The sequence below is a fragment of the Nocardia transvalensis NBRC 15921 genome, from assembly GCF_000308875.1.
GTDB classification, from domain to species: Bacteria; Actinomycetota; Actinomycetes; order Mycobacteriales; family Mycobacteriaceae; genus Nocardia; species Nocardia transvalensis.
On the sequence record NZ_BAGL01000124.1, the window covers coordinates 94527 to 120428 of the forward strand.

The following is a 25902-nucleotide window of genomic DNA, read 5'->3' on the forward strand; positions in this document are numbered from 1 at the left end:
TGCGGCCCTGGAGAAATGAACTCGGTCCGGTCAGCAGACTCCGTCCGGATCGAGTGGTGCGCACGCGGGCGGGCCCGGCGGCCACGCGAGGTGGCCGCCGGGCCCGCCGGAGGGAACAGTGATTCAGGAGGCGAAGAGTTCCGGTTCCTCCGCCGCGATCTTCTGGATGATGGTCGAGTACGCGAACCAGCCGACCTTCTCGGTGCCCACCGCCTCGTAGGTCTGGGCCGCGATCTTGTCGTGCAGGGCGACCGGCTCGCCGGCCGCGCGGGCGGCCAGTTCGGCCTGCATCGAGCGTTCCATCGACACGTACCACCACACGGCGCTCTCGACCGACGTGCCGACCGTCAGATGTCCGTGATTGGTGAGGATCACCGCCTTGGTGGCACCCAGCGCCTGCGCGATGCGCCGGCCTTCCTCCTCGTCCAGGGCGACGCCGTGATACTCCTCGTACATGGAATGGTCGTCGTAGAAGGCGCACGCGTCCTGCGTGATCGGGGACAGCAGCCGGTGCAGCGACGAGAACGCCTTGCCCTGCAACCCGTGCGCGTGCACGGCCCCGATCACGTCCGGCCTGGCCTCGTGCACCTTCGAATGAATCACGAACGCGGCGCGATTCAACGGGCCCCGGCCGGACAGGATGGTGCCGTCGGCGGCCACGTGCAGCAGGTCGTCCGGCATCACCGTCGAGAAATGCCTGCCGAAGGGCGCGGTCCAGAACGTATCGGTCAGTTCGGGATCGCGGGCCGTGATGTGCCCGGAGATGCCCTCGTCGAGCCCGAACCGCGACAGGATGCGGTAGCCGCCGATCACCGCGATCTTGCGCCGTCGCCGTTCCTCGCCGACGTCGCCCGAGTGCGGCCGGTCCGGAATCCCGGCCAGTTCGGCGATGGTGGGTTTCTGTTCCATTGCGTCCCTGCCTATTTCACGCCGTACCGGGAGAGGAATCTCGCGGACAGCAGCCGCAGCACCCGGTCGAAGACGAAGCCCATGATGCCGAGCACGATGATTCCGACGAACGTCCAGTCGATGCGGCCGTAGTTGCGGGCCTGCCAGATCATCGACCCGATACCGCGATCGGCGGCCACGATCTCGGCGGAGACGATGGTCAGGAAGCTGTTGCCCATCGCCAGCCGGGCGCCGGTCACGATGCCGGGCACGGCCGAGGGCAGGACCACGGTCTTCATGAGTCGCAGCCGGTTCGCGCCCAGGCTGGTCGCGGCCTGGAGTTTGTTCTCGCTGATCGCGACGGTGGCCGCAATGGTGCTCACCGTGACGATGAAGACGGAGGTGTAGAAGATCAGGACGATCTTCGAGGTCTCGCCGATGCCGAACCAGACGACCGCCAGCGTCACGAAGGCGATCGGCGGGATGAACCGGAAGAACTCGATGTAGGGGTCCAGCAGCTGGCGCACGACATTGACGCGCCCCATGAGGATGCCGATCGGCGCGCCGATCACGACACCGAGGCTCCAGCCGAGCAGGATGCGCTGCGCGGACGCCGAGACGGAGGTCCACAGCACACCGCGCTGCGCCAGCTCGACGGCCGCGGACCACACCTCCCCCGGCGAGGCGATGGTCGTCGGCCCGTACCACCACGCGAGGAAGGACCACACGGCGAGGCCGAGCACGCCCGAGGCCACCCACAGCAGCGCGGTGCGGGTGACCCGCCCCGCCGCGGCGAGCGATTTACGTTGTGCCCGTTTCGCGTTCGCGTTTCCGGCCGGTGCCGCGGGGCTCTGCACAATGGCGGTCATAGCTCGTCCTCTTCGATGCCTTGATTCCGCAACGACGCCACGACCTCGGCACGGATGTCGTCGCGCAGTTGCTCGTACAGGTCGATCACGCCCGGGTGGGCGCGATCGCGCGGGCGGGGCGCGTCGACCTCGTAGATGCTCTTGATGCGCGCCTTCGGCCCGGCGGACATGACGACGACCCGGTCGGCGAGGGTGAGCGCCTCGTCGATGTCGTGGGTGACGAAGACGACGGTGCAGCCGGTGTGCCGCCAGATCTTGTCCAGCTCGATCTGCAGGACCTGCCGCGTCTGCGCGTCGAGGGCGCCGAACGGCTCGTCCATCAGGACCAGCGACGGCTGGTTGGCCAGTACCCGGGCGATCTGGACGCGCTGGCGCATACCACCCGACAGCTGGGACGGGAACTTGTCACCCGAATGCGGAAGTCCCACCATCGCAAGGTATTCGGCGGCGATCCGGGCCTGTTCGGCCTTGCTCGCCCCGTGCATGCGCGGCCCGTAGGAGACGTTCCGGTCGACGGTCATCCATTCGAACAGCGCCTCGGAACTCTGGAATACCATGCCCGCGTGGGCATTACCGACCTTCACGGCGGTTCCGTCGCAGCGGATCTCGCCCGCGGTGGGTTCGATGAATCCGGCCATCGACGACAACAGGGTCGATTTCCCGCAGCCGCTGGGTCCGAGGAGGCAGACGAATTCGCCCTCTCGCACTTGGAGATCTATTCCCGAGACGATCTCCGCGGCCCCGAAACTGATGCCGAGGTCCCGGATGTCGACGGGGACGCCTTTGGTCGCTGTCACATTCATTGCGCACTCTTCTTGTACCAGTCGGTGAGCATCGCCGACTGCAGGTCGGGTTGGTCGGACAGGGCGCCGATCTTCGTGTAGAAGTCGACGACCGACTGCGCCGAGGCGATATCGGCGGCGGTCAGATTCTGGACGCCGAAGTCGATTTCCTGCACGGCGGTGACGGTCTGGTCCTCTTCCACGTTCACCGCGGATCTGGTCGCGGCCGCGGCGGCCCGCGGATCGGATTCGACCAGCTGGGTCGCCTTGTCGAGAACCTCGGCGACCTTGCGCGCGGTGTCCTCGTGCGCGGACAGCCACGGCTGGGTCGTGATGGCCCAGTGGTGGTAGAGCCAGTTGTAGTCCCCGGTCCGGGCGACGACGTGGCCGGTGCCCTGGCTCAGGGCCGTGGCGGGCCACGGCTCCCACAGCACGTATCCGTCGATATCGCCGCGGCCGAGCAGCGCGGGCATATCGGTCGGGGTGGCGGTGATCATCTTGACCGCGTCCGGCCGGACGCCGTGCGCCTCGAGGTACTTCTCGGTGGAGATCTGGCTCAGGCCGGGGACGATGCCGAACTTCTGGCCGGCGGCCGGCGCGTCGATTCCCTTGCGCAGCACGGCTTTGATGTAGTCGCCGGAGACCTCGTAGGAGTACATCGCGCGCAGGGACGGATTCTGGCGCAGCTGCGAGATCGTGGTGGTGTCGGAGCTGCCCGCGACCTGGACCTGCCCGGTGGACAGCGCGTCGACGGCCTCGCCGCCGCGGCCGAACTGCACCAGCTGCACATCCAGTCCGGCGTCCTTGAACAGCCCTTTCCGGTCGGCGACGAAGAACGGCGCGTACGAGGCGTCGATGCCGACCGCGATCCGGAGCGCGCCACCGGCCGCGTCGGCGGTGCTGTGCGTGGCCGGGCGGCTGCACGCGCCGACGGTCATCAGGGCAAGTACTGCCGCCGCGAGGGCGGCGGTTCGGGATCGAGATCGCCAGGCCATGTACGGACACCTTCGTTCTGTGATCTGGGCCGCATTCGTGCGGTGGTGTGAAGCAACTTAGCCACGCCGACCGGGGCTGAAAATCATCTCGGTCCACCGAATGGACCGAGGTCGAGGGGCTTACGTAGACGAAACATCCGGCGACGTCAGAGGGTCCAGCGCGGCCGTTCGCCCGCGCAGACGCGCGCCACGTTCTCGGCGGTCATCGCGTAGATCTTTCGCCGCGCGGTCTCCGACCCGCCGGCGATGTGCGGGCTCAGCAGCACGCAGTCCAGGGTGCGCAGGGGACTGTCCGGCGCGAGGGGCTCGGCGGCGAAGACGTCGAGCGCCGCGCCCGCCATCGCCCCGGACCGCAGCGCGGCGACGAGCGCCGGTTCGTCCACCACGAGACCGCGGGCGACGTTGACGACGAGCGCTCGCGGCGGCAGCGTCGCCAATTCCCGCGCGGAGATCAGCCCGCGGGTGTCGTCGGTCAGGGGAACGGCCACGACCAGCACGTCCGCTACGGCCAGCAGTTCGGCCATCGGGAGGAACCGTGCCGTCGCGTCGGGGCGGGCGGTGCGCGCGGTGTAGACCACCTCGCATCCGAAGGCGGCGAACAGTGTGGCGCAGCGGCGGCCGATCGCACCGAATCCGACGATTCCCACCCGCAGCTCACCGAGATCGCGGCATCCGCGCGTCGGTATCGTCTCCTGCGGCCAGCGCCCGGCCCGCATCTCGTCGTGCGCCCACGGCATCGATCTGCTCAGGCTCGCCGCGGCCACGACCGCCCACTCGGCGACCGACGCCGCGTTGGCTCCCGGGACATTGGCCACGGGGACTCCGGCCGCGGCCCAGGCGGCCACGTCGATGAAGTTCACGCCCACGCCGGGTTGCTGAATCAGCGTGCAGTGACGGGGAATCGCCGCCTCGGCGGCTCCCAGCGGCAGGTCACCGAGCCAGTCGCCGACGACGATATCGGCGTCGGGGAGCAGCCGGTGCACCTCGCGCACGGTGCGCGCCGCCGGGCGGACGACCTGCCCGGTATCGCCGACCGCGGCGCGAATACACGCGCCGAGGGCGTCGTCCTCGTCCGGTGTCAGCAGCACGATGCGCTTCATCGGTGGTCTCAGGCCGACGCCTTGGCCTTCGCCGATGCCTCGGCCAGGAACTCCAGGCTCAGCGGGTTGTAGTGATCCGCCTGCTCGTGCTGCGGCCAGTGACCGCACTCCGGGTAGAGCTGCAACCGCGCACCGGGGATGTCCTCGGCGAGCTTCTTCGCCTCCGGCACATCACCGAACGGGTTGTCGTGGCCCCACACCACCAGCGTCGGCGCCTGGATGCGGGCGAGCCGGTCCGGGCGCAGCAGGTTCCGCTGCCGCACCTCCATCTCCTGCAGCGACAGCAGATTGTGGATGTTGGCGACGAAATCGGGCTGGTGATAGATCCGGTGGCGGACCTCGACGAGTTCCTCGGTGGCGTTCACCGGGTCGTGCATCAGCAGCCGCAGCCGCTGCCGGGTGAGCTCGATGTCGTTGCTGCGCACCGCTTTCATGGTCGAGGTCTTGATGCGGTCCATGACGACGGGGTTCGCGACCGTGCCGCCCGCGGCGAGCAGTTGCAGCGACAGCACCCGCTCGGGCTGCTCGCTGGCGAGATGGGCCGCCACCCAGCCGCCGAGCGATTCGCCCACCAGGTGCGCTCGCCGGATGCCGACGGCGTCGAGGTAGTCGACCAGATGCTCCACGTAGCGCGGGATCTCGTAGGGGTAATCGGGTTTGCCGGTGTACCCGTGCCCGAGCATGTCGATGGCGTGGCATGCGTAGTGCGGCGCGTGCGCGGCCATATTGCGCGCGAACGCCTCGAGGTGGCCGCTGGTGCCGTGCAGGAACACCACCGCCTCCTCGCCCGCGCCGGCCCGCAGCGACCGGGTGGGAATGCCGTTGGCGTCGACGGTCGTCAGGGTGAAGTCGAGTCCGGCCAGTTCGTTCCAGATTGTCATGATCGTGTCCTTCGTGACGATGAGTCGGGGTCGAGGATCGCGACGCCCATGCCGGTGAGCCATTCCGGAATAGCTTCGTAGGCAAGGCGTTCGGCCGGGATGTAGTCGAGGATCGCGGCCATCATGAGCCAGGTGCGCAGTTCCTGCGCGCCGTTCCCGGCCGCGCGCTCGACGTACTCCGTGGTGTATTCGGCGAGTTCCGACGCCTTGCCGGCCGCGAAGAGGTCGAGGAGGTGGTCGTCGAATTCGGGGGTGATGGCGGCCTCGGCGGCCCGGATGATCTCGCGGCGGCGCATGTCGTAGTCCGACCAGTTCTCCCGGCCGTCCAGCCAGGCGCGGACCATGAAGTCCTCGTCCTCGCCGTGCGGGTCACGCCAGTCCGGCCAGGGCAGGCGGTGCGAGAGCCCGCCGGAGGCGATGACGGCGACCCGCTTGTCCGGCCCGAAGCCCTCGATCGCCGCGCGGATCGCGCCCGCGAGTTCCGCGCAGCGCCGGAAGGTGGGCAGCGGTGGCGCGAAGACGTTGACCACCAGCGGAACGATCGGCACGTCGAGCCCGTCGAGCAGATATTGGATCGCGTGGGACTGCCCGTGATCGATCTGCATGCGCGCCGAATACGCGAGATCGAAACGTCCGCCCTCGATCAGCGCATTCGCCAGGTGCCGGGCGAACTCGACGTCGACCGCCTGCGGACCCTTCGGAGTTCCGGATTCGCCGCTCGAAATACATTCCCCCACACCGAGAGTGAAGGCCGGAATGAGATCGAGCCAGAAGCCGCGGAAATGGTTGGATCCGAGGATCAGCACCACATCGGGCGCGGCGGCCGCGATCCGTTCGCGCGCGGTGTACAGCGCGTCCCGGAAGCGTCCGGCCTCCGCCTTGTGGGTGGTCTGCTCCCAGTGGGTGTTCATCAGGGTGCTGTGCGAGGCGCCGACACCCAGCACGATGGTCGCCATCAGGCCGTCCCTACTTCCTCGAGGCTGCGGGTGAGCGTGTCGAGTGCGACACGGACGAGATATCCGGTGAATTTCTCCGCGTCCCGGAGATCGACGGTGTTCATGCCCATCGCGAAATCCACCTCGAACGGAGCGTCCACGACCTTGGGCATGCCGACCCGCACGGTCGGAATCCCGCGGCCGCGCAGGATGTTGGCGTCGGTCGCGCCGCTCGCGTCCCGGAACTCCCGGTGCGGCTCCCCCTCCACCGCTTCCCATGCCTCGATGGCACTGCGGCACAACCACATACCCGGATCCGACCCCTCCCCCGGGATCGCCAGGATCTGCTCCACGTCGATCCGCGCTTCGAGCTCCGCGGCGATCCGCCGGACCGCCGCGACGAGTTCGCGTTTGGCCGCGGTGGGCGTGGTGCGCGGGCTGAGCCGCAGGTCGACCGTCATACGAACGCATTCGGGGGTGAACGACGCGGTGCGCTCCCAGCCGCCGCGGATATTCGCGACCATGCCCTGCGGCAGGACGAGCCCGTCGTCGTGCGCCCGCGAGTACCGCGGGAACCACTCCTCGAGCCGGGCGGCGACCGCCCCGGCCAGCGCCACCGGATTCCGGTACGGCAGCCGGTGCCGCGAGCCCACGTAGGTGTGGCTGCCGTGCACCGTGACCTCGAACCACGCGAGCCCGACCTCCTCCCACGACACCGTCCAGCCCGGCTTCGCGATGAGGGCGAAATCCGCCCACACCCCCTGTTCGAGCAGGAACGAGCAGCCGACTCCCTGACCGGTGTTGCGCCGCGGATTGCCCACGCCGGGACGGGCATTGGTCGGCATCCCGCCGGCGCCGAAGCCCAGCAGCAGGTCCCCGGTGAGCGGCACGCCCGCCGCCCGGATCGCCTCGCCCGCGGCCAGCACGCAGGCGGCGTGGCCTTTGGGATTGGAGGCGCCGAGCCCGACGACGTAGTCCTCGACGGTCGTGGCCTGCGGGACCATATCGGCGCGCAACGATGCACCGGCCCAGGGCAGGTCCTCGGCGGGGTCGCCGGTGGTCACGGTATCGATCGGCGCGTACAGCAGCAGATCCGGGCCGGTGCCGTCGCCGCGTACCCGGCCCCACGAATTGGCCTGCCGCTCATCGAGATACATCGTGTGCGACTCGATGTCGGCCGCCGCCATCGTGGCGGTGAGGTGCCGGGCGAGCGGTGCTTCGTCGCCGGTCGGACTTGGGATGTCCACGATCCCGGTCAGCAATTCGCGCAGGCGGTTTCGATCCACCCGCGCGCAGGCCGCTTCGGTCCATCGGCGACGCCGCTCGTCCGGATCCGTCGGCGCGTCGGCTTCCGCGACCGTCATGGCCGGACCTGATGTACCTGAGTGTTGTTGTGCCGAGCGAGGAACCGCCACGCGGCGGGTGCGCCCGCGACGGCCGCGCCGCCCGCGACGAATGCGATCAGTGTCTTGAGCATGTGCTTCCTCTATTCGCTGGACGGGGCGGGCCGCGCGGCGCCGTTCCGGGCGGGCGTCCGCCGCTCACGCGCCTTGGCGACCGGTTGTTTGACGAATTCGACAGCGGCGTCGAGCTTTTCGGCGTACTCCTCCTCGGCGAGATTGCGCCACGCCGTGAGCGAGACGTCGGGCCGGTAGAGCTTCTCCGGCGGCGCGTCGGTGACCTCGACCATCCAGGCGTCCTGTCCGGAGAACTGGCCGTGGAACAGCCAGCGAATAGCGCCCAGATACTTGGCGTAGAAGCCGAGCTTTCTCGCCCCGGTCACGAAATTCACCATCAGGCCGACGTAGTGGTGATTGTCGTCGTCGATGGGCACGTAGAACTCGTAGTGGATGAAGTTGGGATAGGCGATGCGCAGGACGCCGGGCATGGACAGGGAGGCGAAGCCGGGGAACTCCTGCGCCGCGATCACCGGGTTCACCTCGAGTCCGGCGCCGACATTGCCGATCTGCGACACCTTGGTCTCGTTCGGCTTCTTCTTCCACCACCGCTTGTTGGTCCAGGTCCCGACCCCGGGGAATTCGGCCTCCCAGTACACCTCGTCCTGGACCCGGTAGATCCAGCGGCCGTCGCGCACGATGCGGGTGATGTTCCAGGTCGGCATCGGCTTGAACAGCCGCCACAGCGACGTGCGGTGCAGGTATTTCGCGTGCCCCTCGTCGAAACCGTTCTCGCACGCGAAACGCCAGTTGCCCGCGCGGGGCTGGATGCGCCCGCCGATGATGCCCTCGTTCTCGACGAGTTCGCGCGGCAGCTGCTCGTCGAGGGGCGGGGCGGGCTCGCGGGTGATCGGGATGTAGACCCAGACGAGCCCCAGCCGCTCCTCCACCGCGTACGTCTGCACCTCGAGTTTGCCGCAGATCTTCGAATCCGGGCCGTCGGTGATGACCGCGACGAGCTTGCCGTCCGTCAGCCGGTAGGTCCAGCCGTGGTACGGGCAGCTGACCGTGCCCGGGAACTGCTGGTCGCCCTCCGACAGCGGCACCCCGCGGTGCGGGCAGCGGTCGTGCAGGGCGTAGACCGTGCCGCCGTCGCGGATGAGGGCGAGCTTCTCCCCGCAGACCGTGTAGCTCCGCGGGTCGCCCGTGATGTGATTGGACCAGGTGACGGGGTACCAGTACCCGCGGTATCCGCTCCCGGCCGCGTTGTACTTGGGCCAGGCTGTCCAGTCCTGCCGGCCGGCCGCACGCGGTCGCTCCGGCGCCTCCTGCGTGACTTTCGGCGCCTCGACACCAGTCATGTGAAGTCCTCTCGAGACGAGCTGTGTGATACTGCGAATCCTGGGCGAGGCCCGGCGCAGCGCCAACGGATCCGGTTTGCTCAGCAGACCGGGTTCGCGTCGCCGACCACCACGGCCTCGCCGGCGGCGCACAGCACGCCGTCGCCGGTGTGTTCCTCCAGGGCGAGGGTGACGAGCCCGTCCGCGATCGCGCGGACGACGCCGGTCACGACGAGTTCGCATCCGACATACGCGGGCGCGCGGTTGCGCCACTCGACGGAGACCACACCGCGCGGACCGCCACAGAACTCCGCGGCCGCGCGGTGGAACAGCGCGCCGTGCAGCTGGGCCATCACCACCGGTGCGTCCAGGCCCTCGGTCGTGGCGTAGCCAGGGTCGTAGTGGATGCGGTGCGCGTTGTGCGTGGCCGCGCCGAACCGCAGCAGGCGCACCGGGTCGGTCCGCAGGACGACAGGCTCGATGTGCTGTCCGATTTCGGCGTGGGCGGCGGGCGGGTTCGTCATCGGACGATGAACCTTTCGGTGACGTCGGCGAGCCGCCCGGCCCGCGCGGCTCGGTAGACCTTCGACACCGTGAGCAGCAGGAACTCCGAGCCCTCGCGGCCCTTCCGTGCCACGGCATCGAGCGTGCGCCGGACCACGACCGGATCCCCGAGCGGTACCGGGCGATGGCAGAGGACGCTCTGCCCGCCGGCCATCAGGCGGACGTCCAGCCCGTCGGTGCCGGGCACCTCGTCGCGGAACATGCCGTCGTCGCGGTAGTCGCTGTCGACGCCGCCGTCGGGGCCGCGCAGCAGACTCGGCAGGTACAGGGGATGCACCTCGAAGTCCGCCGCGCCGGGATCGAGCAGCCGGGGATCGCGTTCGCCGCAGGCGCGCGCGAACGCCACCGTCTCCGATGCTCGTACCGGCCCGAGTTCGCGGTGCTCGACGGCGCCGACGAGGGCACGGGCCCGGTCTTCGGCCGCTCGCAGATCTGATCGCATGCGCCGCAAGCTAACTCCGCGCGCGGCCGCCGGACCACAGACCGGGACCGTCCAGCGGACCGCGATCCTTCACACCGCGCGCGAGGTGCGGTCAGGTGTGCCCATGGCCCAACCACCGAACAGTTTGTACGCCGACGCGGCGGGCGTGACGTTCCACTACCACGACCTCGGCGCCGGGAGCCCCACGATCTTCCTGCACGGCGGCGGACCCGGATGCACCGCCTGGTCCGACTTCGGGCCTGTCGCACCGCTGTTCGCGCGGGATCGGCGGGCGATCCTCGTCGACATCCTGCAGTACGGCCGGTCGGAGAAGTGCACCATCTCCGGGCCGATGTGGGATTTCCACGCGGCGAAGATCGTCGCGCTGCTCGACGCGCTGGGCATCGAACGCGCCGACTTCCTCTGCAATTCGTGGGGCGGGACCATCGCGCTCAACCTCGCGGCCAAGTACCCCGATCGGGTGCGCGCGCTGGTCGTGACGGGCAGTATGCCGGTGTTCTACGGTCCGCTCGCCCCGCTGCCGGAGAACGGGCACCGCGGCCGGACGGCCCGGGACGTCTATTACGGCGGCGAGGGCCCGACCCGGGAGAAGATGCGTCAGCTGATCACCCGCCTCGAGTGGTTCGACGGGGACAAGCTGCCGCCGGAGACCCTCGACATGCGCTACGAGCAGAGCCTCGACCCCGAGGAGATGGCCCTCGCCGCGGCGTCGGACAATCCCCGCGGCGACTGGCAGGATCTCACCGCGGAACTCGGAATGATCAGCGCGCCGGTGCTTTTCGCGTGGGGAATGCACGACGCCTTCCTCACGCCGGACTACCCCTTGATGCTGGCCCGGATGATCGAGCACGGGCACCTGTACATCATGGACAAGGCGTCGCATCACCTCCAGGAGGAACGGCCGCACGACTTCTACTCCGTGGTCACCGGCTTCCTCGACCAGCGGCATCCGTGACGCGGGTGGTGGCCCCGCCGGAGGGCGCGGCCCGGATCCGGCTCGTGCTGATCCTCGGGGCGCTCACCGCGCTCGGGCCGTTCACCGTCGACATGTATCTCCCGGCGCTGCCGACGCTCACCGCGCACTTCCACACCTCCGACACCGCCGTACAGCTCACTCTCACCGGCACTTTGGCGGGCCTCGCGATCGGGCAGCTGGTCGTGGGGCCGCTGTCGGATATCTACGGGCGGCGCAGGCCGCTCGTCATCGGCACGGCTCTGCATGTCTCGGCATCGGTGGCGTGCTTCTTCGCCCCGTCCGTCGCGGCGCTCGGATTCCTGCGCGCCCTCCAGGGTTTCGGCGCGGCGGCGACGGGAGTGATCGCGATGGCGGTCGTCCGCGACCTGTTCACCGGTCGCGCGGCGGCGGTCGTGCTGTCGCGGTTGATGCTCGTGATGGGCGTCGCGCCCATCCTCGCGCCGTCGGTCGGAGGTCTGGTCCTGGGCGCGATCTCCTGGCAGGGGGTCTTCCTCGTGCTGGCCGGGCTCGGCGCCGGGATGATGGTGCTGGGTGGGTGGGCGATGCCGGAGACCCTGCCGCCCGCCGCCCGCACCGGACGGCGAATTTCCCAGGCGCTCAACGGATATCGCACGCTGATCCGGGATCCGCGGTTCCTGGTGCTCGTGCTGGTGTGCGGGCTCGGCCGGTCGGTGCTCTGGGCCTATATCGCCGGGTCGTCGTTCGTGATGCAGGGCCAGTTCGGGCTCAGCTCGCGGTCCTACGGATTCGCCTTCGCCGCCGGGGCGGTGGTGTTGATCGGGGCGTCCCAGCTGAACGTCGTCCTGCTCGAGCGGTGGTCGCCGCTGCGCATCAGCCTGGTCTCGCTGCTGGTGAGTACGGCGGTCGGCGGGGGCTTTCTGGTCCTGGCTGCCACCGCCACCGGAGGGTTCCTCGGCTTCGCGCTGCCGGTGCTCGCGCTGCTGTGCGCCACCGGCTTCGTGATGCCGAACGCCCCTGCGCTGGCGCTGTCCCGGTACGGCGCGGTCGCGGGCGCGGCGGCGGCGATGGTCGGGTTCGCGCAGTTCGGGGCGGCGGCCGTGGTCGCGCCAATCGTCGGGCTGCTGGGCAATACGAGCCTCGCGGTGGCGATCACGACGACCGTGGCGGCGGCGCTCGGATTCGCCGCGCTGGCGGGGGTTAGCGGACGACGTCCGCCCGCACCCCGCACCACACCCAGCAAGCGAGCGAGTCCCGTAACCGGGTGATCGAGTCTCCCGCGCGCTACGCCGACCGCGCCAGTGAGCCCAGTGTCCGTGTGATCCCGGCGCCGGCGGCCTTCAGCGGGCCGGACACCCGGTCGAGATTCATCCGCGGCGTGGTGGTGGACATCCCGATCGCCCCGACCAGCACCGCGTGCGGCCCGAATACGGGGACGGCGGCGCTCACCACGCCGAGCGACACCTCCTCTGCCTCCACGGCCAGCATGTGCTGCCGGACGGTGCCGAGCTGGCGGTGCAACTGGGGCGCCGACACCGTCCGGCGCGTGAAGGCGGACAGCCCGTTCTCGACCACCTGCGCGACCACCTCCGCGCCGGAGAACGCGAGAATCGCCTTCCCTGTCGCCGTGGCGTACAGCGGCAGCCGGCCCGCGACCCGGGACGGGATGGCGACTGCGCCGTGGCCGGAGAGCTTCTCGATGTAGAGCACGTCGAGACCGTCCCGGATCGCGAAATGCACCGTCGCACCGGTCGCGGCATGCAATTCCTGCAGGTACGGCAGGGCGGCGTCGCGCAGCACCCGTTGCGCCGGCACGAGCGCGCCGAGCTCGAACAGGCGCAGGCCCAGGCGATATCGCGTCCCGGAGCGTTCGAGGAGTCCCCACTCGACCAGCGCGTTCGCCAGGCGGTAGGTCGTGGCCTTGGCGACCCCGCTGCGCCGGGACAGTTCGGTGAGCGACAGTTCCCCCGACTCGGCATCGAACGCCTCGAGCAGCATTCGCGCCTTACCCAGTACGGTGTGCATGGTCGCCTCCACGAACCCAGGCGGTCCACTCTCCGGACCAGATCCATCCACCCTACCGTTGCCAGCCGTTCTTCCGCGGCCGGATTCGCGAGACGAAAGTGGGCGCAGGCAGCAGAGGAGGTCGCGTCAGGCTGTTTGCTGACGAATTCCCGGCATCTCACCGATACGGCCCGGCACCGTCGGCGGCGGTTCGCCGACGGTGCCGGGCACGCCTCAGCGCTGCTTCGCTGCTTGGAGATCGAGGGCGATGTCGGTGATCAGGTCCTCCTGGCCGCCGACCAGTCGGCGTTCCCCGACGGCCAGCAGGATCTCGCGGGTATCCAGGCCGTACTGTTTCGCGGCGGCCTCGGCGTGCCGCAGGAAGCTGGAGTACACCCCGGCGAATCCGAGGGTCAGCGTCTCGCGGTCGACCTGCACCGGGCGATCCTGCAGCGGGCGGACGATATCGTCGGCGGCGTCCTGGAGGGCGAACAGGTCGCAGTTGTGCTTCCAGCCGGAGTGATCCGCGACCGCGACGAACGGCTCGATCGGGCAGTTGCCCGCGCCCGCGCCGTGCCCCGCGAGGGAGGCGTCGACCCGGGTCACGCCCTCCTCGACCGCGACCACCGAATTCGCCACCGACAGCGACAGATTCTGATGCGCGTGGATCCCGATCTGCGTCCCGGGGTCGAGGATGTCGCGGTAGGCGCGCACCCGGTCCCGCACGCCGTTCATGGTCAGCCGACCACCGGAGTCGGTGACGTAGACACAGTGCGCCCCATAGGATTCCATCAATTTCGCCTGCTGGGCCAGCTCGGCCGCCTCGGACAGGTGCGACATCATGAGGAAGCCGCTGACGTCCATGCCGAGTTCGCGGGCGGTGCCGATGTGCTGCGCGGCGACATCGGCCTCGGTGCAGTGGGTCGCCACGCGCACGGAGGTCACCCCGAGATCGAAGGCTTCCTTCAGGTGGGCGACGGTGCCGACGCCGGGCAGCAGCAGAGTGGTCAGCTTCGCGCGATGGACCACCGCGGCGGCCGCCTCGATCCACTCCCGGTCGGAATTGCTGCCCGGACCGTAGGTGAGGCTGTGGCCGGCCAATCCGTCGCCGTGGGTGACCTCGATGGCGTCGACGCCCGCGGCGTCGAGGGCGGCGGCGATCGCCGCCACGTTCTCCGGACTGATCCGGTGACGCATGGCGTGCATGCCGTCGCGCAGGGTGACGTCCTGGATGTAGAGCGGGGCGCCGTCGGTGACGTCGGGGCGGGTGGTGGTCTCGGTCATCGGGCCGTCTCCAGAAGCATGTTGTCGGCGATCCGCTCGGCGACCTGCAGCGCCGCGGAGGTCATGATGTCGAGGTTGCCGGCGTAGGCGGGCAGGTAGTGCGCGGCGCCCTCGACCTCGAGGAACACCGACACCTTCCACAGGCCGGGTCCCTTCTCGACGCCGCCGGTGAGGGTGGCGACCGACTCGGCGTCGTCCAGCTTCGTGAACTGCACGTCCTGCTTGAGCCGGTACCCCGGGACGTACACCGAGACCGCGGACACCATGTCCTGCACGGACTTCCGGATCGCCTCCTGGTCCGGATCGGTGACCAGGGTGAGCACGGTGTCGCGCATGATCAGCGGCGGCTCGGCGGGGTTGAGCACGATGATGGCCTTGCCGTGGTCGGCGCCGCCGACCCGCACGATGGCCTCGGAGGTGGTCTCGGTGAACTCGTCGATATTCGCCCGCGTTCCCGGACCCGCGGATTTCGAGGCGATGGAGGCGACGATCTCCGCGTAGTGCACGGGGGTGACCGCGGAGACGGCGGCGACGATCGGAATCGTCGCCTGGCCGCCGCAGGTCACCATGTTCACGACCGGGGCGTCCAGGTGCTCGTCCAGGTTGACGGTCGGCACCACGAACGGGCCGATGGCCGCCGGAGTGAGGTCGATGAGCCGCTTGCCGTAGGGGCGCAGCGCCTTCTCGTTGGCCAGGTGCGCCTTGGCCGAGGTGGAGTCGAAGACGATGCGGATGTCGTCGAAGTCCGGGTGTGCGATCAGCCCCTCGACACCGGTGTCGACGGTGCTGATGCCGAGCCCGCGGGCGCGGGCGAGCCCGTCGGAGTCGGGGTCGATGCCGACCAGTACGGCGATCTCGACGTGCTGGGCAATCCGGAGGATCTTGATGAGGAGGTCGGTGCCGATATTGCCCGACCCGATGACCGCGGCCTTGATACGGCTCATGGCGTCCTGCTTTCGGGTGTGGTGGTCAGTCGGTGAAAGCCACTGTGGCGGAGCCGATTCCGGATATGTGCGTCTCGTACGTCCCGCCCGGCGCCACGGTGACCATGGGACCCAGCGCACCGGACAGGATGACCTCGCCCGCGCGCAGCGGCGATCCGAAGGTGCGGCAGGTGTTCGCCAGCCAGGCCAGGGCCTCCCAGGGGCTGCCCAGGCAGTCCGAGCCGCGGCCGGTCGAGACCTGTTCGCCGCCGGTGGTCAGGGTCATGGTGACCGCGACGAGGTCGGGGGCGTCCGCGATCGGCAGCGAGTCGCCGAGCACGTACAGTCCGGAGGAGGCATTGTCGGCGACGGTGTCGGCGAACTTGATGTCCCAGTTCGCGATTCGGCTGTCGACGATCTCGAACGCGGCGTGCACTCGCTCCACGAAGCGCGGCGCCTCGGCCGCGGTGATCGCGTCGAGGATGTCGCCGGACAGCGTGAAGGCGATCTCGGCCTCGATCTTGGGCTGGAGCAGCCTGCCGATATCGATCCGGTCGTCGTTCGTGCAGTCGAAATCGTCGAGCAGGACACCGAAATCGGGCTGATCGACGCCGAGCTGTCGCTGTACGGCCGGAGAGGTCAGGCCGGTCTTGCGCCCGACCACGGTCCGCCCGCCCGCCAGCAGCGCGTCGATATTGCGCTTCTGAACGGCGTAGGCCGCCTCGAGATCGTCCGGTCCGATGAGGTCGCGAATCGGCGCGCACGGAATCCCGGTCGCCGCGGCCGTCGCCAGTCGTTCGGCGGCCTCGCCGATCGTGTCGTTCTGCACCGTTGTCATGCCCTGCACGCTATTGGCGGCGAACCGTCGTGAATAGGATGTGTCCCATGAAACGGGACAACTTGTCGCTGCTGCAGCGCTCGGCGCTGGTGCTCGACGCCTTTCCCGGGGGAACCGCCCTGTCGCTGGCGGAGGTCGCCGCCCGCACGGGGCTGCCCCGCTCGACCACGCATCGCGTGCTGACCGGACTGGTCGAGCTGGGGTGGCTGGCCCGCACCGGCAGCAAGTTCGAACTCGGGCTGGCCCTGTTCGAACTCGGCGAGCGCGTCGGCCTGAAGTACCGGTTGCGCACGGCGGCACTGCCGTTCATGCAGGACCTCTACGCGGTGACCGGCGAGACCGTGCACCTCGCCGTCCGCGACGGCCACGACGCCGTCTACGTCGAGAAGATCCACGGCCACGCCGCACTCCCCCTGCCCTCTCAGATCGGCGGCCGCCTCCCCCTGACCTGCACCGCGGTCGGCAAGGCCCTGCTGGGCCCGGCGGAACGGGACGTCCGCGCCCACGTCCTGGACACGCCCCTGCGCAGCTACACCCGCAACTCCCTCACCGACCCGGCCCGCCTCGCCCGCGAACTCGACGCCGTCCGGCGCACCGGCATCGCGATCGAACGTGAGGAGTCCTCCCTCGGCACCTGCTGCGTAGCCTCCCCCGTCCTGCTGGCCGGCCACCCCATCGCGGCCCTCTCCGTCTCGGTCCCGACCGCGGGCTTCAAGCCCGAACTCCTCGCCCCCGCCGTCCGCACAGCCGCCCTGGCCCTCGGCCGCACCCTCTCCCGCACCCCGGCCGACCTCCCGGAAACCGTTGCGGTACACGGCGACTCGAAGCAGACCAGACCGGCGAGGTGAGCACCCGCTACCCTGGCCCGCCGAAACAGCCACTGCCGCAGCGCGATCGGCTGGCCCTGACCGTCTCGCTACGCCGTCGGGTCGGGGCCCAGGGCGGCATCCAGTAGTTCGCCCAGCTGGTCCAGCTGCTCGGGGGTCAGGCCGCCGAGGGACGACTCGATGACCGTCTCCATGATCTTCTGACCGGCCGTGCGCAGGCGTTCGCCCTCATCGGTCAGGCGGTGGCGCACGGCCCGGCCGGGTCCCGGAATTCGCTCGATCAGGCCGCGGTCGGCCATGCGATTCGCCAGGGAGCCGAAGGACTGGTCGGTCTGGAATGTCAGGACGGCGAGGTCGTGGAGCGAGGCGTCCGGCCGAGCGTGCAAGTGGCGCAAGGTATCCCACTGTACGAGCGAGAGCCCCAGCGGCGTGAGCGCGCGATTCAGTGCGCGGTGATGGCGGTACTGCAACCGCTTCACCGCCAGTGACACGTCGGTGGGCCGGTACTTCACGACGGGAATCCTACCGGAAACAGGTTGCTTGTATAAACAAGCTGTTCTAAGGTTCCTGATATAAGGTTCCTTATATTGCTGAGAGAAGGTCCATGAGCATTCCCGTCGCCGCACGCTCCCTCCGGCCCACCCACATCGAAACCCACACGCTGCCAGTCGATTCCATCGATCCGATCGAGGTGACAGTGCAGGATCGCGACCGCACCCGGCCGTTTCTGCTGCTGCACGGCGGCGCCGGTCCCGTGAGCATGGCCGGGTTCGCCGACCTGCTGGCCGAGCGGACTCATTCGCGAGTGCTGCTGCCCACCCACCCCGGCTTCGGCGGCACACCGAAAGCCGAGGGGCTGACCGGCGTTCGAGAGCTGGCCCGCGCCTACATCGCGCTGCTCGAGCGGTTCGACCTCACCGACGTGACCGTGATCGGCAACTCCTTCGGCGGCTGGCTGGCCGCCGAGATCGCCCTGGCCGCCGGCCCGCGCGTCAGCGGCGCGGTGATCGTCGACGGGATCGGCATCGAGGTGCCCGGCCACCCGATGACCGACGTCAGCGGCCTGTCCCGGACCGAACTGACATCCTATTCCTTCCACGACCCGCGCAAGGCTCCCCAGCCCCCGGCCGGATCCGACACGGGGCCGAGCCCGGACGTCCAGGCGCTCATCGGCTACGCCGGCACCGCCATGACCGACCCGACCCTGACCGAACGCCTGGCCGACCTGGATCTCCCGGTCCACGTGGTGTGGGGCGACAGCGACCGCATCGTCGATCCCGATTACGGGAAGGCCTACGCCGCCGCGATCCCGGGCGCCGCGTTCACGCTGCTCCCCTGTACCGGCCACCTCCCCCAGATCGAGACCCCCGAGGAACTCCTCGGCGCACTCCTGGACCTCGGCAACTGACCCTGGATACCCGACACTCCCTGCCGGACAAGGACACTCCCATGAGCACCCACTGACCGTGACCCGCATCGGACACGCCTGCCAGCTGATCGAGAGCGGCGGGATCCGCGTCCTCACCGGCCCGTGGTTCACCGAGACCGCCACCTACCACCACGGCGAACCGGTCGCCGCCGCCAAGGCGACCAGGACCCTCGCCCCTACGCCACCGCCGTAGCCCGCCTCGCCCCCACCATCGACGTCCGCCTGGCCCTACCGGGCACCCCGATCACAATCCCCTGACCCACACACATCCATTGCGGCAGCGGCATTTTCAGCGATCGGGATGAGACGCGGTCACCGCCAGGCGAAGACCGGCTGGCCGAAGTGGGCGACGCGGGTGTGGCGGGCGTGCAGGGCCACTTCGCGGAACTGGTGCAGGACGGCCGCGGTGGGGGCGTGGACGAGGGCGCCGCGGAAGGGCCATTGGACGACGGGTTCCTCGACGGCGGGGTCGCTGACGAAGATCGGGTCCACATCGACCTCGTCGAGGGTGACGGCGTAGACGTGGGCGACCTCGTCGGGATTCGGGTGTATCGCCTCGACGCCATCGCCGATCCACACCACGAACGGTGACATCACGTATCCGGACTTGGTCGCGAAATCATCGAGGCGGCCAAGCACATCATCCCCGGTCAGCTGGACGCCGAGTTCCTCCGACAGCTCGCGAAGGGCCGCCTCGACAGCCGTTTCGCCGCTGTCGAGACGCCCGCCGGGAAAGGCGTACTGCCCGGGGTGGGCGCGGAGCGTCGAGCTGCGCTTGGTGAGGCAGACGACGGGTTCGCCCCGGAGCACTCCGACCGGAATCGCGATGGCCGCCGCGCGCCGGCCATCCAGGGGAATCTCGACGGGCCGGAACTCGCGCAGGGCATCGGTGAGCGTCCGCTGATCCATGCCACTCCTCGCCCGACAATTCGTTTCCTCCACTAACCATAAACCGCGGCATTTCGCACCGCCAGATGATCACTGCCCGCCCGGACGACGACGGTGATCACCAGAACGAACGCGACCAGCGCGCAGCCGGTGCGGGTGACATGGAACAGTTCCCAGCGCCGCAGGATATCGGCGTAATCGTCGGGCGGCGTCCCCACCGCCCAGCGTTTGATCTGCTGATTGATCGGCACGTTCCCCAGACGGGTCACCAGGAACGACGCGATCACCAGCGCGGAGGCGCTCGCCGCGACCCGCCGCGACCACCCCGACGACCGCACCGCCAGCGCGATCGTGCTCAGCACGGCCAGCCCCATCAGCGCCTGCATCACCGGACCGTTGACCCGCATGAGGGCGACATGGAACGTGAACCGGACATCAAGGGGCACTTCGCGAAACGCGTACAGCACGTTCACCGCGCCGTACCCGAACGCCCCGGCCAGCAGGCCGGGAAACAGCAGCGCCGCCGCCCGCACGGACCTCGACAGCATCGAAACTCCCATCGCCTATCGCAACAACATGTTGCGATAGGCTCAGCGTGCCCGATCGCCGCCCATATCGCAACAAGGAGTTGCAATGAGTCCTGCCGCACCGCCCGGCCGCGGGCCGAAGGTCCGCGCGGCCGTCCTCGCCGCGGCCGTCGACGAGCTGAGCGAACGGGGCTATGCCGCATTCACCGTCGACGCCGTGGCCCAGCGCGCCGGCGTGCACAAGACGACCGTCTACCGCCGGTGGCCTGATCGCGATGCCCTGATCGCCGACGCGCTGGACGACAGCGTCGCCGCGGAAATCCCCATTCCCGATACGGGTTCGCTCGACGAGGACCTGCGGACACTGGCACGCAGCCTCGTCGCCTGGATCAACAGCCCGTCGGGCCGTGCGGTCCTCGCGGTCATGGTGCCCGCCGCCGGTTCGCCGGCGCCGCCGGACACCACCCGGCACGCCTTCCGCGACCGCATCCGCCGGGCCCTGCCGATCGTGCCGCGCGCGATCGACCGGGGCGAGATCCCCGCCGGCACCGATCCCGCCGAACTCGTCAAAACCCTTGTCGCACCGATCTATTTCCGCGTCCTCATCCCCCGCGAACCGGTCACCGACGCCACCGCCGACGCGGCCGCCGCAGTCGCCTCGACCGCCGCACGCGCGGGCCTGTTCACCTGAACGGCGTTCCGGCACAACCTGTCTGCCCCTGAAGACGCGGGGTCTCGCCGCTCGGTCCGGCCTACGATGACCGGGAGGACGGCGCGGCCCGGTGCCGTCCTCCTCGGCCCCGGATGTGCGGTCCCGCAACCACATCCAGGAGAAGGGAGCCGATCATGTCGCAGCCGGGCACACCGAGCATCGTTTTCGCGCACGGGCTGTGGGCCGACGGGTCGTGCTACAGCAAGCTGATACCGACGCTGCGGGCGGAGGGGCACCAGGTGGTGTCCGCGCAGAATCCGCTGAACACGCTCGCGGGTGACGTGGCCACCGTGACCCGCGCGATGGGCCGGGTGACCGCCCCGATCATCCTCGTCGGACACTCCTACGGCGGGACCGTCATCACCGCGGCGGGTACCGACGACCGGGTCGCCGGGCTCGTCTATCTCGCCGCCCTCGCTCCGGACGAGACCGAGACCTCGCAATCCCTGGTGAGCAGGTTCCCGACGACCGATGTATTCGGGCAGGTCGAGGTGGCGGAGGGGCGAATCTGGCTGCTACCCGGCGCCACCCGGTACTTCTGCGGCGACCTGTCCGAACAGGAGCAGGCGCAGGTCTGGGCGGTACAGGGCGTCCCGGACGTGGACCTGTTCAATCAGCGGTACGGCGGGGCCGCCTGGCGCACCAAGCCCAGCTGGTACGTCGTCGCCACCCAGGACCACACCGTCCACCCGGATCTCGAGCGCTTCTGCGCCGAGCGGATGGGCGCGACGACCTACGAGATCGACAGCAGCCACGTGCCGATGCTGTCGCATCCGGACTTCGTCCTCGACGTGATCCACGCCGCCGTCAAGGCGGTCTAGCGCGCCCTGCGGGTCGAGTATCCGCGGCGCTCCGCTGGCGTCGAGCCCGGAATCCGCCATGTCACAAACGAATTCGATATCACTTGCTCCCTGGTGGGCCGCGGCCTCGGATACTCGCTGCTGATACAGGAGCCCGATGGGTGTCGGCGACGGTCTGTCGAATTCACCCTCGCCGGGTGATTCGCGCGACCGCCCCGGCTCCTAGCCTTACGCCACGGCCGCAGAACTGCGGCGCTGTCGATCGAGTCCGCGAGGTGAACCATGTCGGTGTGGGAAGTGCTCTGGCTGCTGCTGGTGAGTTTCGCCTTCGTCGCCTACCTGCTCATGCTGTTCTACATCATCGGCGACCTGTTCCGGGACCGGCAGACCTCCGGCTGGGTCAAGGCCGTCTGGATCGTCTTCCTGTTCGTGTTCCCGCTGCTCACCGCACTCGTCTACCTGCTCGTCCGCGGCCGCGGCATGGCCGAACGCAGCGCGGCCGCCATGCAGGCCGCACAGGCCGCTCAGCAGGACTACATCCGCGAGACCGCCGGCACCAATTCGGCGGCCCAGATAGCCGACGCCAAGAAACTGCTGGACGCCGGCACGATCTCGGCGCAGGAATTCGACCGCCTCAAGAACAAGGCACTCGCCTGACCCCGGCCACGGCGGATCCGGGGTGAGAACCGCGCCGGGTGTCACCCGATCGAGAGATCCGCCGTCACCTCGTGGCCGTCGACCGTCAGCACCGCGCCCGCTTGCTGGATGCCGATCCATCACATCATGTCCGCGACCAGTGGGCAGCACGACGCACGGACCGCATCCAGCGGGCGGGCTAGCGGAAGGGGGTGATTTCCGGGAGTCGGCCGTCGCGGACCTTGTTCACCCAGGCCGGGTCGGCCAGTAGTGCCCGGCCCACGGCGACGATGTCGAATTCGCCCCGCTCGAATTGCCGCTGCAGGACGCGGAACCTGTCGGCCTGCGTCTCGTCGATCCGGTCGCCGCGGAAGACGCTGTCGACGCCGACGGAACCGACGGTGATCACGGGCAGGCCGGTGATCTTCTTGGTCCACCCGGCGAGGCTCAGGTCGTCCGCGTGGTCGGTGAACTCGGGGAGCCAGTGCCGCCGCAGCGAGGTGTGGAAGATGTCGACGCCCGCCTCGACCAGCGGTGTCAGCAACTCCTCGAGTTCGCCGGGCGTCTCGGCGATCCGGGCGGTGTAGTCGACGCCCTTCCATTGCGAATAGCGGTAGATGATCGGGAAATCGGAGGCGACCGCGGCCCGGACAGCGGCTACGACGCGGGCGGGAAACGCGGCGCGCTCACGCAGGGTTCCGCCGTATTCGTCGCCGCGCCGGTTGGTCGCGGTCCAGAAGAACTGGTCGAGGAGGTAGCCGTGCGCGCCGTGCAGTTCGATGCCGTCGAAACCCAGCCGCTCGGCCAGAATCGCGGACTCCACATACGACTCGACGAGCGCGTCCAGGTCGTCGGCCGTCGCCGCCCGGCCGACCTGCTGTCCGGTGTACTCGATGCCGGACGGGCTCACGGACGAGACCTCCGGCTCGAGGTCCGGGGTGCGGCCGCGCTCCACGCCGGTGTGCCACAGTTGCGGGACGATGGCCCCGCCCTCCCCGTGGACCGCCTCGACCACCGCGCGCCAGCCGGCCGCGCTGTCCTCACCGTAGAACCGCGGCACATCCGGATGCGGCCCGGCCGCCGGACCCCGGACGTAGGTGCCCTCGGTGATGATCAAGCCTGCACCCCCGGCGGCGTGACTGCGGTAATAGTCGATATTCTCCGCATTCGGGACACCGCCCGGCGATTTCGCCCGCGTCATCGGAGCCATCGCGAACCGATTGCGCACTCGCAGCGATCCCGCATGGAACTCGGTGAACAAATCCTCGAGGTAGCGCGAGGGATCTTCGACCGTTCCCTGTGTCATGGAACACATTCCTTCCGAGACGACAACCGCGAATTCCGCAGGGAACAACCGCGCCACCCCGGTCGTCATTCCGGCGCCTACTCAGCCTGCGCGGCTACCGGTTCGGAGCGTCGCCCACACCACTTTCCCGGCCGGCCAGCGCGGCGAGCACCCCCAGGCCTGCGCGAAGCGGGACACGATGTGCAGCCCACCGGCCTGATGCACGCCGGACGCGCTCTCCCGCAGCACCGCTTCGTGCGGGTCCGCGTCGTATACGGCCACCGTGAGCACACCGCCGCGGAGTTCCAGCCGCAGCCCGATATCGTCGCCGCGGTCCGCGTGCAGCAGGGAGTTCTCGACCAGCTCCGTCGCGATCAACCCGGCGTGGCCGCAGACCTCCGGCACCGACCAGCGCTCGCAGGTCTCGTAGGCGAATCTCCGTGCGCGCCTTGCGCATGCCGGGGAGCGGGCCAGATCGATGAATACGCGTCGCCGGGCCGGCTGCCCGGCGAGACCGGCGACCGCCTCCGCGATCGTGGGAAACACCGGCACGAATCGGTCGACGGAGCTGGACCGCAGTCGATCGCGCAGCGCCGACGAGGACGTCACGAGCACCATCGGGACCGCCGGCCACGTACCGATGCGCATCCAGGCGCTGGAGAACGCCGTCATCAGCGTGTCGGCGGTGACCGTCAGATCGACCAGCGACACGATCACGGCCCGCGGCTGCTCGACGGCGTATTTCACGAGGTCGTCGCTCAGCCGCCGATAGGTGAGCACATCGAGTTCCCCGCAGGGCCGGACGACGGAACAGTTCTCGAACTCGGACCGGATCCACGTGATGCCGACGCCGCCCATCTGCCGCCCCCTCAGCGAACCACCCTGCGAATCATGCTTTCCGGCCCACGCATCCCGCACGCATTCGAATAGAACGATACGCCGACACCGTGAACACCCGCGCGCCAGGCCGGTGCCTTACGCACCTTCGAGTGCCTACTTACCGCCGGGAAGCGACCTGCCCATACTGACCGGAGCTGCCACGCACGACGACCCGGAGAGACAGAGGTAATGAGCACATCGTCCCACGCACTTCCCGGCGGAACCTGGACTCTCGGCGACCTGACCGTCACGCGCTTCGGCTACGGCGCGATGCAGCTCGCGGGCCCCGGCGTCCTGGGTCCGCCCGCCGATCGCGACGGCGCACTCGATGTTCTCCGCGAGGCCGCGGATCTGGGGATCACCCATATCGACACGGCCGGCGCCTACGGCCCGCGCGTCACCAACCAGCTGATTCGCGAAGCGCTGCATCCCTATCCGGACGCACTGCACATCGTGACCAAGGTGGGCGCCACCCGCGATCTCCAGGGCGGCTGGCCTCCCGCCCGGCGCCCCGACGACCTGCGCCGCGCCGTCCACGAGAACCTCGAGGATCTCGGGCTGGACGCGCTCGACGTGGTCGACCTCCGGCTCGGCTACGCGCACGGGCCACAGCCCGGTTCGCTCGCCGAACCCTTCGAGACACTCGCCGAGCTTCAGCAGGAGGGCCTCGTCCGCCACCTCGGTGTCAGCAATGCGACGGCCGACCAGGTCACCGAAGCGCGGACGATCGCCCCGATCGTGTGCGTACAGAACATGTACAACCTCGCCCATCGCCACGACGACGACCTGATCGACGACCTCGCCGCCGACGGCATCGCCTACGTCCCCTTCTTCCCCCTCGGCGGCTTCACCCCGCTACAGTCCGCGACCCTCTCCGCCGTGGCCACCCGCCTCGGCACGACCCCGATGTCGATCGCCCTGTCCTGGCTGCTCCACCGTTCCCCGAACATCCTCCTCATCCCGGGCACATCATCGACAGCACACCTCCGCGAGAACATCTCCGGCGCGCGAATCCCCCTCCCCGGCAAGGAACTCGACGAACTGGACACGATCGGCCACTAGCCGTCCGCGTCTTCCGCTGACTCGAGGCGTCAGCCGCGGTCGGGGTCGTGGGCGGCCTGGTATTCGACCTCGAGGGTGCGGTCGTGGCGGCGTTCGCGGACCTTCCACACGATCAAGGCGATCACGATGATCGCGACGACGGCGATCGCCATGCCGCGGCCGACGGTCTTCGCCACGGCCTCGTAGGACTGACCCGCGACGAATCCGAGGGTGACGAACGTGGCGCCCCAGACGATTCCGCCGACCGCGTTGAAGGCCAGGAAGCGGCGGTAGGGCATGCGGGAGGTACCGGCGAGGGCGGGCATCACCGCGCGGAAGAAGGCGGTGAACCGGCCCAGGAACACCGCCCAGCCGCCGCGGCGCGCGAGGAAATCCTGGGCGCGATCGAGCCGCCCGCGGTGCCGGTCCAGGATCGAGGCTCCCAGCAACCGCGGCCCGACGTGCTTGCCGACCTCGTAACCGACGCTGTCGCCGACGATCGCGGCGGCGATCACGACAGCGATCATGGCCCACAGCAGGACGTGCCCCTGGCTGGCGGCGACCCCGCCGAGCACCGCCGCCGTCTCACCGGGAATCACGAATCCGACGAAGATCGCGTCCTCGGCGAACACCAGCGCGGTGACGACGAGATACACCCACACCGGGGCGACATCGAGAATCCGGTGCAGCACAGAGTTCATG

General features: G+C 69.3%; 30 protein-coding genes. 9 read left to right on the top strand and 21 right to left on the bottom strand.

What is annotated here, in order from left to right; all coding sequences use genetic code 11:
• Positions 1-123: 123 nt before the first annotated feature.
• From ON41_RS33725 to ON41_RS33775, 11 genes are all read right to left on the bottom strand, one after another.
• Positions 124-909 (bottom strand): class II aldolase/adducin family protein, encoded by a 786-nt coding sequence (locus tag ON41_RS33725; RefSeq protein ID WP_040752429.1) that lies wholly within the window; start codon positions 907-909, stop codon positions 124-126.
• Between the two features lie 11 nt (positions 910-920).
• On the bottom strand, positions 921-1757 hold the full coding sequence (locus ON41_RS33730; protein WP_040752431.1) for an ABC transporter permease: 837 nt from the start codon (positions 1755-1757) through the stop codon (positions 921-923).
• The gene (locus ON41_RS33735; RefSeq protein ID WP_040752432.1) at positions 1754-2560 is read right to left on the bottom strand and encodes an ABC transporter ATP-binding protein; all 807 of its coding nucleotides are present in this window, start codon (positions 2558-2560) and stop codon (positions 1754-1756) included. The genes ON41_RS33730 and ON41_RS33735 overlap by 4 nt, the downstream gene beginning before the upstream one ends.
• Positions 2557-3534: an ABC transporter substrate-binding protein gene (locus ON41_RS33740; protein ID WP_040752434.1), complete on the bottom strand. Its 978-nt coding sequence runs from the start codon at positions 3532-3534 to the stop codon at positions 2557-2559. Before ON41_RS33740 ends, ON41_RS33735 begins: the two co-directional genes overlap by 4 nt.
• A gap of 146 nt (positions 3535-3680) precedes the next feature.
• Positions 3681-4634: an NAD(P)-dependent oxidoreductase gene (locus tag ON41_RS33745; protein ID WP_040752436.1), complete on the bottom strand. Its 954-nt coding sequence runs from the start codon at positions 4632-4634 to the stop codon at positions 3681-3683.
• An 8-nt stretch (positions 4635-4642) separates the two neighbouring features.
• Positions 4643-5515, bottom strand: a complete 873-nt coding sequence (locus ON41_RS33750) for an alpha/beta fold hydrolase (protein ID WP_040752438.1) — start codon at positions 5513-5515, stop codon at positions 4643-4645.
• Positions 5512-6471 (bottom strand): DODA-type extradiol aromatic ring-opening family dioxygenase, encoded by a 960-nt coding sequence (locus tag ON41_RS33755; RefSeq protein ID WP_040752440.1) that lies wholly within the window; start codon positions 6469-6471, stop codon positions 5512-5514. Before ON41_RS33755 ends, ON41_RS33750 begins: the two co-directional genes overlap by 4 nt.
• Positions 6471-7814: a M20 family metallopeptidase gene (locus ON41_RS33760; RefSeq protein WP_040752442.1), complete on the bottom strand. Its 1344-nt coding sequence runs from the start codon at positions 7812-7814 to the stop codon at positions 6471-6473. The genes ON41_RS33755 and ON41_RS33760 overlap by 1 nt, the downstream gene beginning before the upstream one ends.
• A gap of 122 nt (positions 7815-7936) precedes the next feature.
• Positions 7937-9208 carry an aromatic ring-hydroxylating oxygenase subunit alpha gene (locus ON41_RS33765; RefSeq protein ID WP_040752443.1) on the bottom strand — a complete coding sequence of 424 codons (1272 nt, stop codon included), beginning with the start codon at positions 9206-9208 and terminating at the stop codon, positions 7937-7939.
• Positions 9209-9288: 80 nt separating this feature from the next.
• Positions 9289-9711 carry a hotdog family protein gene (locus ON41_RS33770; protein ID WP_040752445.1) on the bottom strand — a complete coding sequence of 141 codons (423 nt, stop codon included), beginning with the start codon at positions 9709-9711 and terminating at the stop codon, positions 9289-9291.
• Positions 9708-10193, bottom strand: a complete 486-nt coding sequence (locus tag ON41_RS33775; RefSeq protein WP_040752447.1) for an FAS1-like dehydratase domain-containing protein — start codon at positions 10191-10193, stop codon at positions 9708-9710. The genes ON41_RS33770 and ON41_RS33775 overlap by 4 nt, the downstream gene beginning before the upstream one ends.
• A 103-nt stretch (positions 10194-10296) precedes the next feature.
• Here ON41_RS33775 and ON41_RS43265 point away from each other — a divergent pair, with 103 nt between their 5' ends.
• Positions 10297-11148, top strand: coding sequence for an alpha/beta fold hydrolase (locus ON41_RS43265; RefSeq protein ID WP_040752577.1), 852 nt, complete (start codon positions 10297-10299; stop codon positions 11146-11148).
• Complete coding sequence (locus ON41_RS43270; protein WP_051163095.1) at positions 11145-12395, top strand: multidrug effflux MFS transporter; 1251 nt, start codon at positions 11145-11147, stop codon at positions 12393-12395. The genes ON41_RS43265 and ON41_RS43270 overlap by 4 nt, the downstream gene beginning before the upstream one ends.
• 16 nt (positions 12396-12411) lie before the next feature.
• Here the strand turns inward: ON41_RS43270 and ON41_RS33790 are convergent, their stop codons facing one another.
• The 4 genes from ON41_RS33790 to ON41_RS33805 form a co-directional block, all read right to left on the bottom strand.
• The gene (locus ON41_RS33790; RefSeq protein ID WP_040752581.1) at positions 12412-13152 is read right to left on the bottom strand and encodes an IclR family transcriptional regulator; all 741 of its coding nucleotides are present in this window, start codon (positions 13150-13152) and stop codon (positions 12412-12414) included.
• Positions 13153-13365: 213 nt separating this feature from the next.
• Complete coding sequence (gene dmpG / locus ON41_RS33795) at positions 13366-14415, bottom strand: 4-hydroxy-2-oxovalerate aldolase (protein ID WP_040752449.1); 1050 nt, start codon at positions 14413-14415, stop codon at positions 13366-13368.
• Positions 14412-15359 carry an acetaldehyde dehydrogenase (acetylating) gene (locus ON41_RS33800; RefSeq protein ID WP_040752451.1) on the bottom strand — a complete coding sequence of 316 codons (948 nt, stop codon included), beginning with the start codon at positions 15357-15359 and terminating at the stop codon, positions 14412-14414. Before ON41_RS33800 ends, dmpG begins: the two co-directional genes overlap by 4 nt.
• Before the next feature lie 25 nt (positions 15360-15384).
• Complete coding sequence (locus ON41_RS33805; protein ID WP_040752453.1) at positions 15385-16176, bottom strand: 2-keto-4-pentenoate hydratase; 792 nt, start codon at positions 16174-16176, stop codon at positions 15385-15387.
• A gap of 47 nt (positions 16177-16223) precedes the next feature.
• Between ON41_RS33805 and ON41_RS33810 the strand changes: the two genes are divergently transcribed.
• Positions 16224-17024, top strand: coding sequence for an IclR family transcriptional regulator (locus ON41_RS33810; RefSeq protein ID WP_051163097.1), 801 nt, complete (start codon positions 16224-16226; stop codon positions 17022-17024).
• Positions 17025-17092: 68 nt separating this feature from the next.
• On the opposite strand, the gene ON41_RS33815 is transcribed toward ON41_RS33810, so the two are convergent.
• On the bottom strand, positions 17093-17515 hold the full coding sequence (locus tag ON41_RS33815; protein ID WP_040752455.1) for a MarR family winged helix-turn-helix transcriptional regulator: 423 nt from the start codon (positions 17513-17515) through the stop codon (positions 17093-17095).
• Between the two features lie 92 nt (positions 17516-17607).
• On the opposite strand from ON41_RS33815, the gene ON41_RS33820 reads away from it, so the two are divergent.
• Both ON41_RS33820 and ON41_RS42025 read left to right on the top strand, forming a co-directional pair.
• Positions 17608-18411, top strand: coding sequence for an alpha/beta fold hydrolase (locus tag ON41_RS33820; protein WP_040752457.1), 804 nt, complete (start codon positions 17608-17610; stop codon positions 18409-18411).
• Positions 18412-18469: 58 nt separating this feature from the next.
• Positions 18470-18625, top strand: coding sequence for a hypothetical protein (locus ON41_RS42025; protein WP_218003598.1), 156 nt, complete (start codon positions 18470-18472; stop codon positions 18623-18625).
• Between the two features lie 119 nt (positions 18626-18744).
• Here ON41_RS42025 and ON41_RS33825 read toward each other — a convergent pair whose 3' ends face one another.
• The gene (locus tag ON41_RS33825; RefSeq protein WP_040752459.1) at positions 18745-19341 is read right to left on the bottom strand and encodes an NUDIX hydrolase; all 597 of its coding nucleotides are present in this window, start codon (positions 19339-19341) and stop codon (positions 18745-18747) included.
• 32 nt (positions 19342-19373) lie between these two features.
• Positions 19374-19868 (bottom strand): anthrone oxygenase family protein, encoded by a 495-nt coding sequence (locus ON41_RS33830; protein ID WP_040752461.1) that lies wholly within the window; start codon positions 19866-19868, stop codon positions 19374-19376.
• 85 nt (positions 19869-19953) lie between these two features.
• On the opposite strand from ON41_RS33830, the gene ON41_RS33835 reads away from it, so the two are divergent.
• From ON41_RS33835 to ON41_RS33845, 3 genes are all read left to right on the top strand, one after another.
• A complete protein-coding gene (locus ON41_RS33835) occupies positions 19954-20538 on the top strand; it encodes a TetR/AcrR family transcriptional regulator (protein WP_040752463.1) in 585 nt (194 codons plus the stop codon).
• Positions 20539-20693: 155 nt separating this feature from the next.
• Positions 20694-21380, top strand: coding sequence for an alpha/beta fold hydrolase (locus tag ON41_RS33840; RefSeq protein WP_040752465.1), 687 nt, complete (start codon positions 20694-20696; stop codon positions 21378-21380).
• A 261-nt stretch (positions 21381-21641) separates the two neighbouring features.
• Positions 21642-22016 (top strand): SHOCT domain-containing protein, encoded by a 375-nt coding sequence (locus tag ON41_RS33845; RefSeq protein ID WP_040752466.1) that lies wholly within the window; start codon positions 21642-21644, stop codon positions 22014-22016.
• 178 nt (positions 22017-22194) lie between these two features.
• Here ON41_RS33845 and ON41_RS33850 read toward each other — a convergent pair whose 3' ends face one another.
• Both ON41_RS33850 and ON41_RS33855 read right to left on the bottom strand, forming a co-directional pair.
• Positions 22195-23301, bottom strand: coding sequence for an NADH:flavin oxidoreductase (locus tag ON41_RS33850; RefSeq protein ID WP_051163122.1), 1107 nt, complete (start codon positions 23299-23301; stop codon positions 22195-22197).
• Positions 23302-23382: 81 nt separating this feature from the next.
• On the bottom strand, positions 23383-24138 hold the full coding sequence (locus tag ON41_RS33855) for an STAS domain-containing protein (RefSeq protein WP_051163099.1): 756 nt from the start codon (positions 24136-24138) through the stop codon (positions 23383-23385).
• Between the two features lie 210 nt (positions 24139-24348).
• Between ON41_RS33855 and ON41_RS33860 the strand changes: the two genes are divergently transcribed.
• Entirely contained in the window at positions 24349-25221 is an 873-nt protein-coding gene (locus tag ON41_RS33860; RefSeq protein ID WP_040752468.1) for an oxidoreductase, read from the top strand.
• 29 nt (positions 25222-25250) lie between these two features.
• Here the strand turns inward: ON41_RS33860 and ON41_RS33865 are convergent, their stop codons facing one another.
• Positions 25251-25901, bottom strand: a complete 651-nt coding sequence (locus ON41_RS33865) for a DedA family protein (protein ID WP_040752470.1) — start codon at positions 25899-25901, stop codon at positions 25251-25253.
• Position 25902: the final 1 nt, after the last annotated feature.

Bases quoted from the DNA above. Each gene is read 5' to 3' on its own strand.
- ON41_RS33800 (WP_040752451.1), bottom strand. From the start codon at position 15,359: ATGAGCCGTATCAAGGCCGCGGTCATCGGGTCGGGCAATATCGGCACC.
- ON41_RS33740 (WP_040752434.1), bottom strand. From the start codon at position 3,534: ATGGCCTGGCGATCTCGATCCCGAACCGCCGCCCTCGCGGCGGCAGTA.
- ON41_RS33790 (WP_040752581.1), bottom strand. From the start codon at position 13,152: ATGCACACCGTACTGGGTAAGGCGCGAATGCTGCTCGAGGCGTTCGAT.
- ON41_RS33775 (WP_040752447.1), bottom strand. From the start codon at position 10,193: ATGCGATCAGATCTGCGAGCGGCCGAAGACCGGGCCCGTGCCCTCGTC.
- ON41_RS33755 (WP_040752440.1), bottom strand. From the start codon at position 6,471: ATGGCGACCATCGTGCTGGGTGTCGGCGCCTCGCACAGCACCCTGATG.
- ON41_RS33835 (WP_040752463.1), top strand. From the start codon at position 19,954: ATGAGTCCTGCCGCACCGCCCGGCCGCGGGCCGAAGGTCCGCGCGGCC.
- ON41_RS33805 (WP_040752453.1), bottom strand. From the start codon at position 16,176: ATGACAACGGTGCAGAACGACACGATCGGCGAGGCCGCCGAACGACTG.
- ON41_RS33830 (WP_040752461.1), bottom strand. From the start codon at position 19,868: ATGCTGTCGAGGTCCGTGCGGGCGGCGGCGCTGCTGTTTCCCGGCCTG.
- ON41_RS33750 (WP_040752438.1), bottom strand. From the start codon at position 5,515: ATGACAATCTGGAACGAACTGGCCGGACTCGACTTCACCCTGACGACC.
- ON41_RS33810 (WP_051163097.1), top strand. From the start codon at position 16,224: ATGAAACGGGACAACTTGTCGCTGCTGCAGCGCTCGGCGCTGGTGCTC.
- ON41_RS33745 (WP_040752436.1), bottom strand. From the start codon at position 4,634: ATGAAGCGCATCGTGCTGCTGACACCGGACGAGGACGACGCCCTCGGC.
- ON41_RS33825 (WP_040752459.1), bottom strand. From the start codon at position 19,341: ATGGATCAGCGGACGCTCACCGATGCCCTGCGCGAGTTCCGGCCCGTC.
- ON41_RS33725 (WP_040752429.1), bottom strand. From the start codon at position 909: ATGGAACAGAAACCCACCATCGCCGAACTGGCCGGGATTCCGGACCGG.
- ON41_RS33840 (WP_040752465.1), top strand. From the start codon at position 20,694: ATGTCGCAGCCGGGCACACCGAGCATCGTTTTCGCGCACGGGCTGTGG.
- ON41_RS43265 (WP_040752577.1), top strand. From the start codon at position 10,297: ATGGCCCAACCACCGAACAGTTTGTACGCCGACGCGGCGGGCGTGACG.
- ON41_RS33865 (WP_040752470.1), bottom strand. From the start codon at position 25,901: ATGAACTCTGTGCTGCACCGGATTCTCGATGTCGCCCCGGTGTGGGTG.
- dmpG (WP_040752449.1), bottom strand. From the start codon at position 14,415: ATGACCGAGACCACCACCCGCCCCGACGTCACCGACGGCGCCCCGCTC.
- ON41_RS33855 (WP_051163099.1), bottom strand. From the start codon at position 24,138: ATGGGCGGCGTCGGCATCACGTGGATCCGGTCCGAGTTCGAGAACTGT.
- ON41_RS33730 (WP_040752431.1), bottom strand. From the start codon at position 1,757: ATGACCGCCATTGTGCAGAGCCCCGCGGCACCGGCCGGAAACGCGAAC.
- ON41_RS33760 (WP_040752442.1), bottom strand. From the start codon at position 7,814: ATGACGGTCGCGGAAGCCGACGCGCCGACGGATCCGGACGAGCGGCGT.
- ON41_RS33765 (WP_040752443.1), bottom strand. From the start codon at position 9,208: ATGACTGGTGTCGAGGCGCCGAAAGTCACGCAGGAGGCGCCGGAGCGA.
- ON41_RS33770 (WP_040752445.1), bottom strand. From the start codon at position 9,711: ATGACGAACCCGCCCGCCGCCCACGCCGAAATCGGACAGCACATCGAG.
- ON41_RS33845 (WP_040752466.1), top strand. From the start codon at position 21,642: ATGTCGGTGTGGGAAGTGCTCTGGCTGCTGCTGGTGAGTTTCGCCTTC.
- ON41_RS33735 (WP_040752432.1), bottom strand. From the start codon at position 2,560: ATGAATGTGACAGCGACCAAAGGCGTCCCCGTCGACATCCGGGACCTC.
- ON41_RS33820 (WP_040752457.1), top strand. From the start codon at position 17,608: ATGAGCATTCCCGTCGCCGCACGCTCCCTCCGGCCCACCCACATCGAA.
- ON41_RS33850 (WP_051163122.1), bottom strand. From the start codon at position 23,301: ATGACACAGGGAACGGTCGAAGATCCCTCGCGCTACCTCGAGGATTTG.
- ON41_RS33860 (WP_040752468.1), top strand. From the start codon at position 24,349: ATGAGCACATCGTCCCACGCACTTCCCGGCGGAACCTGGACTCTCGGC.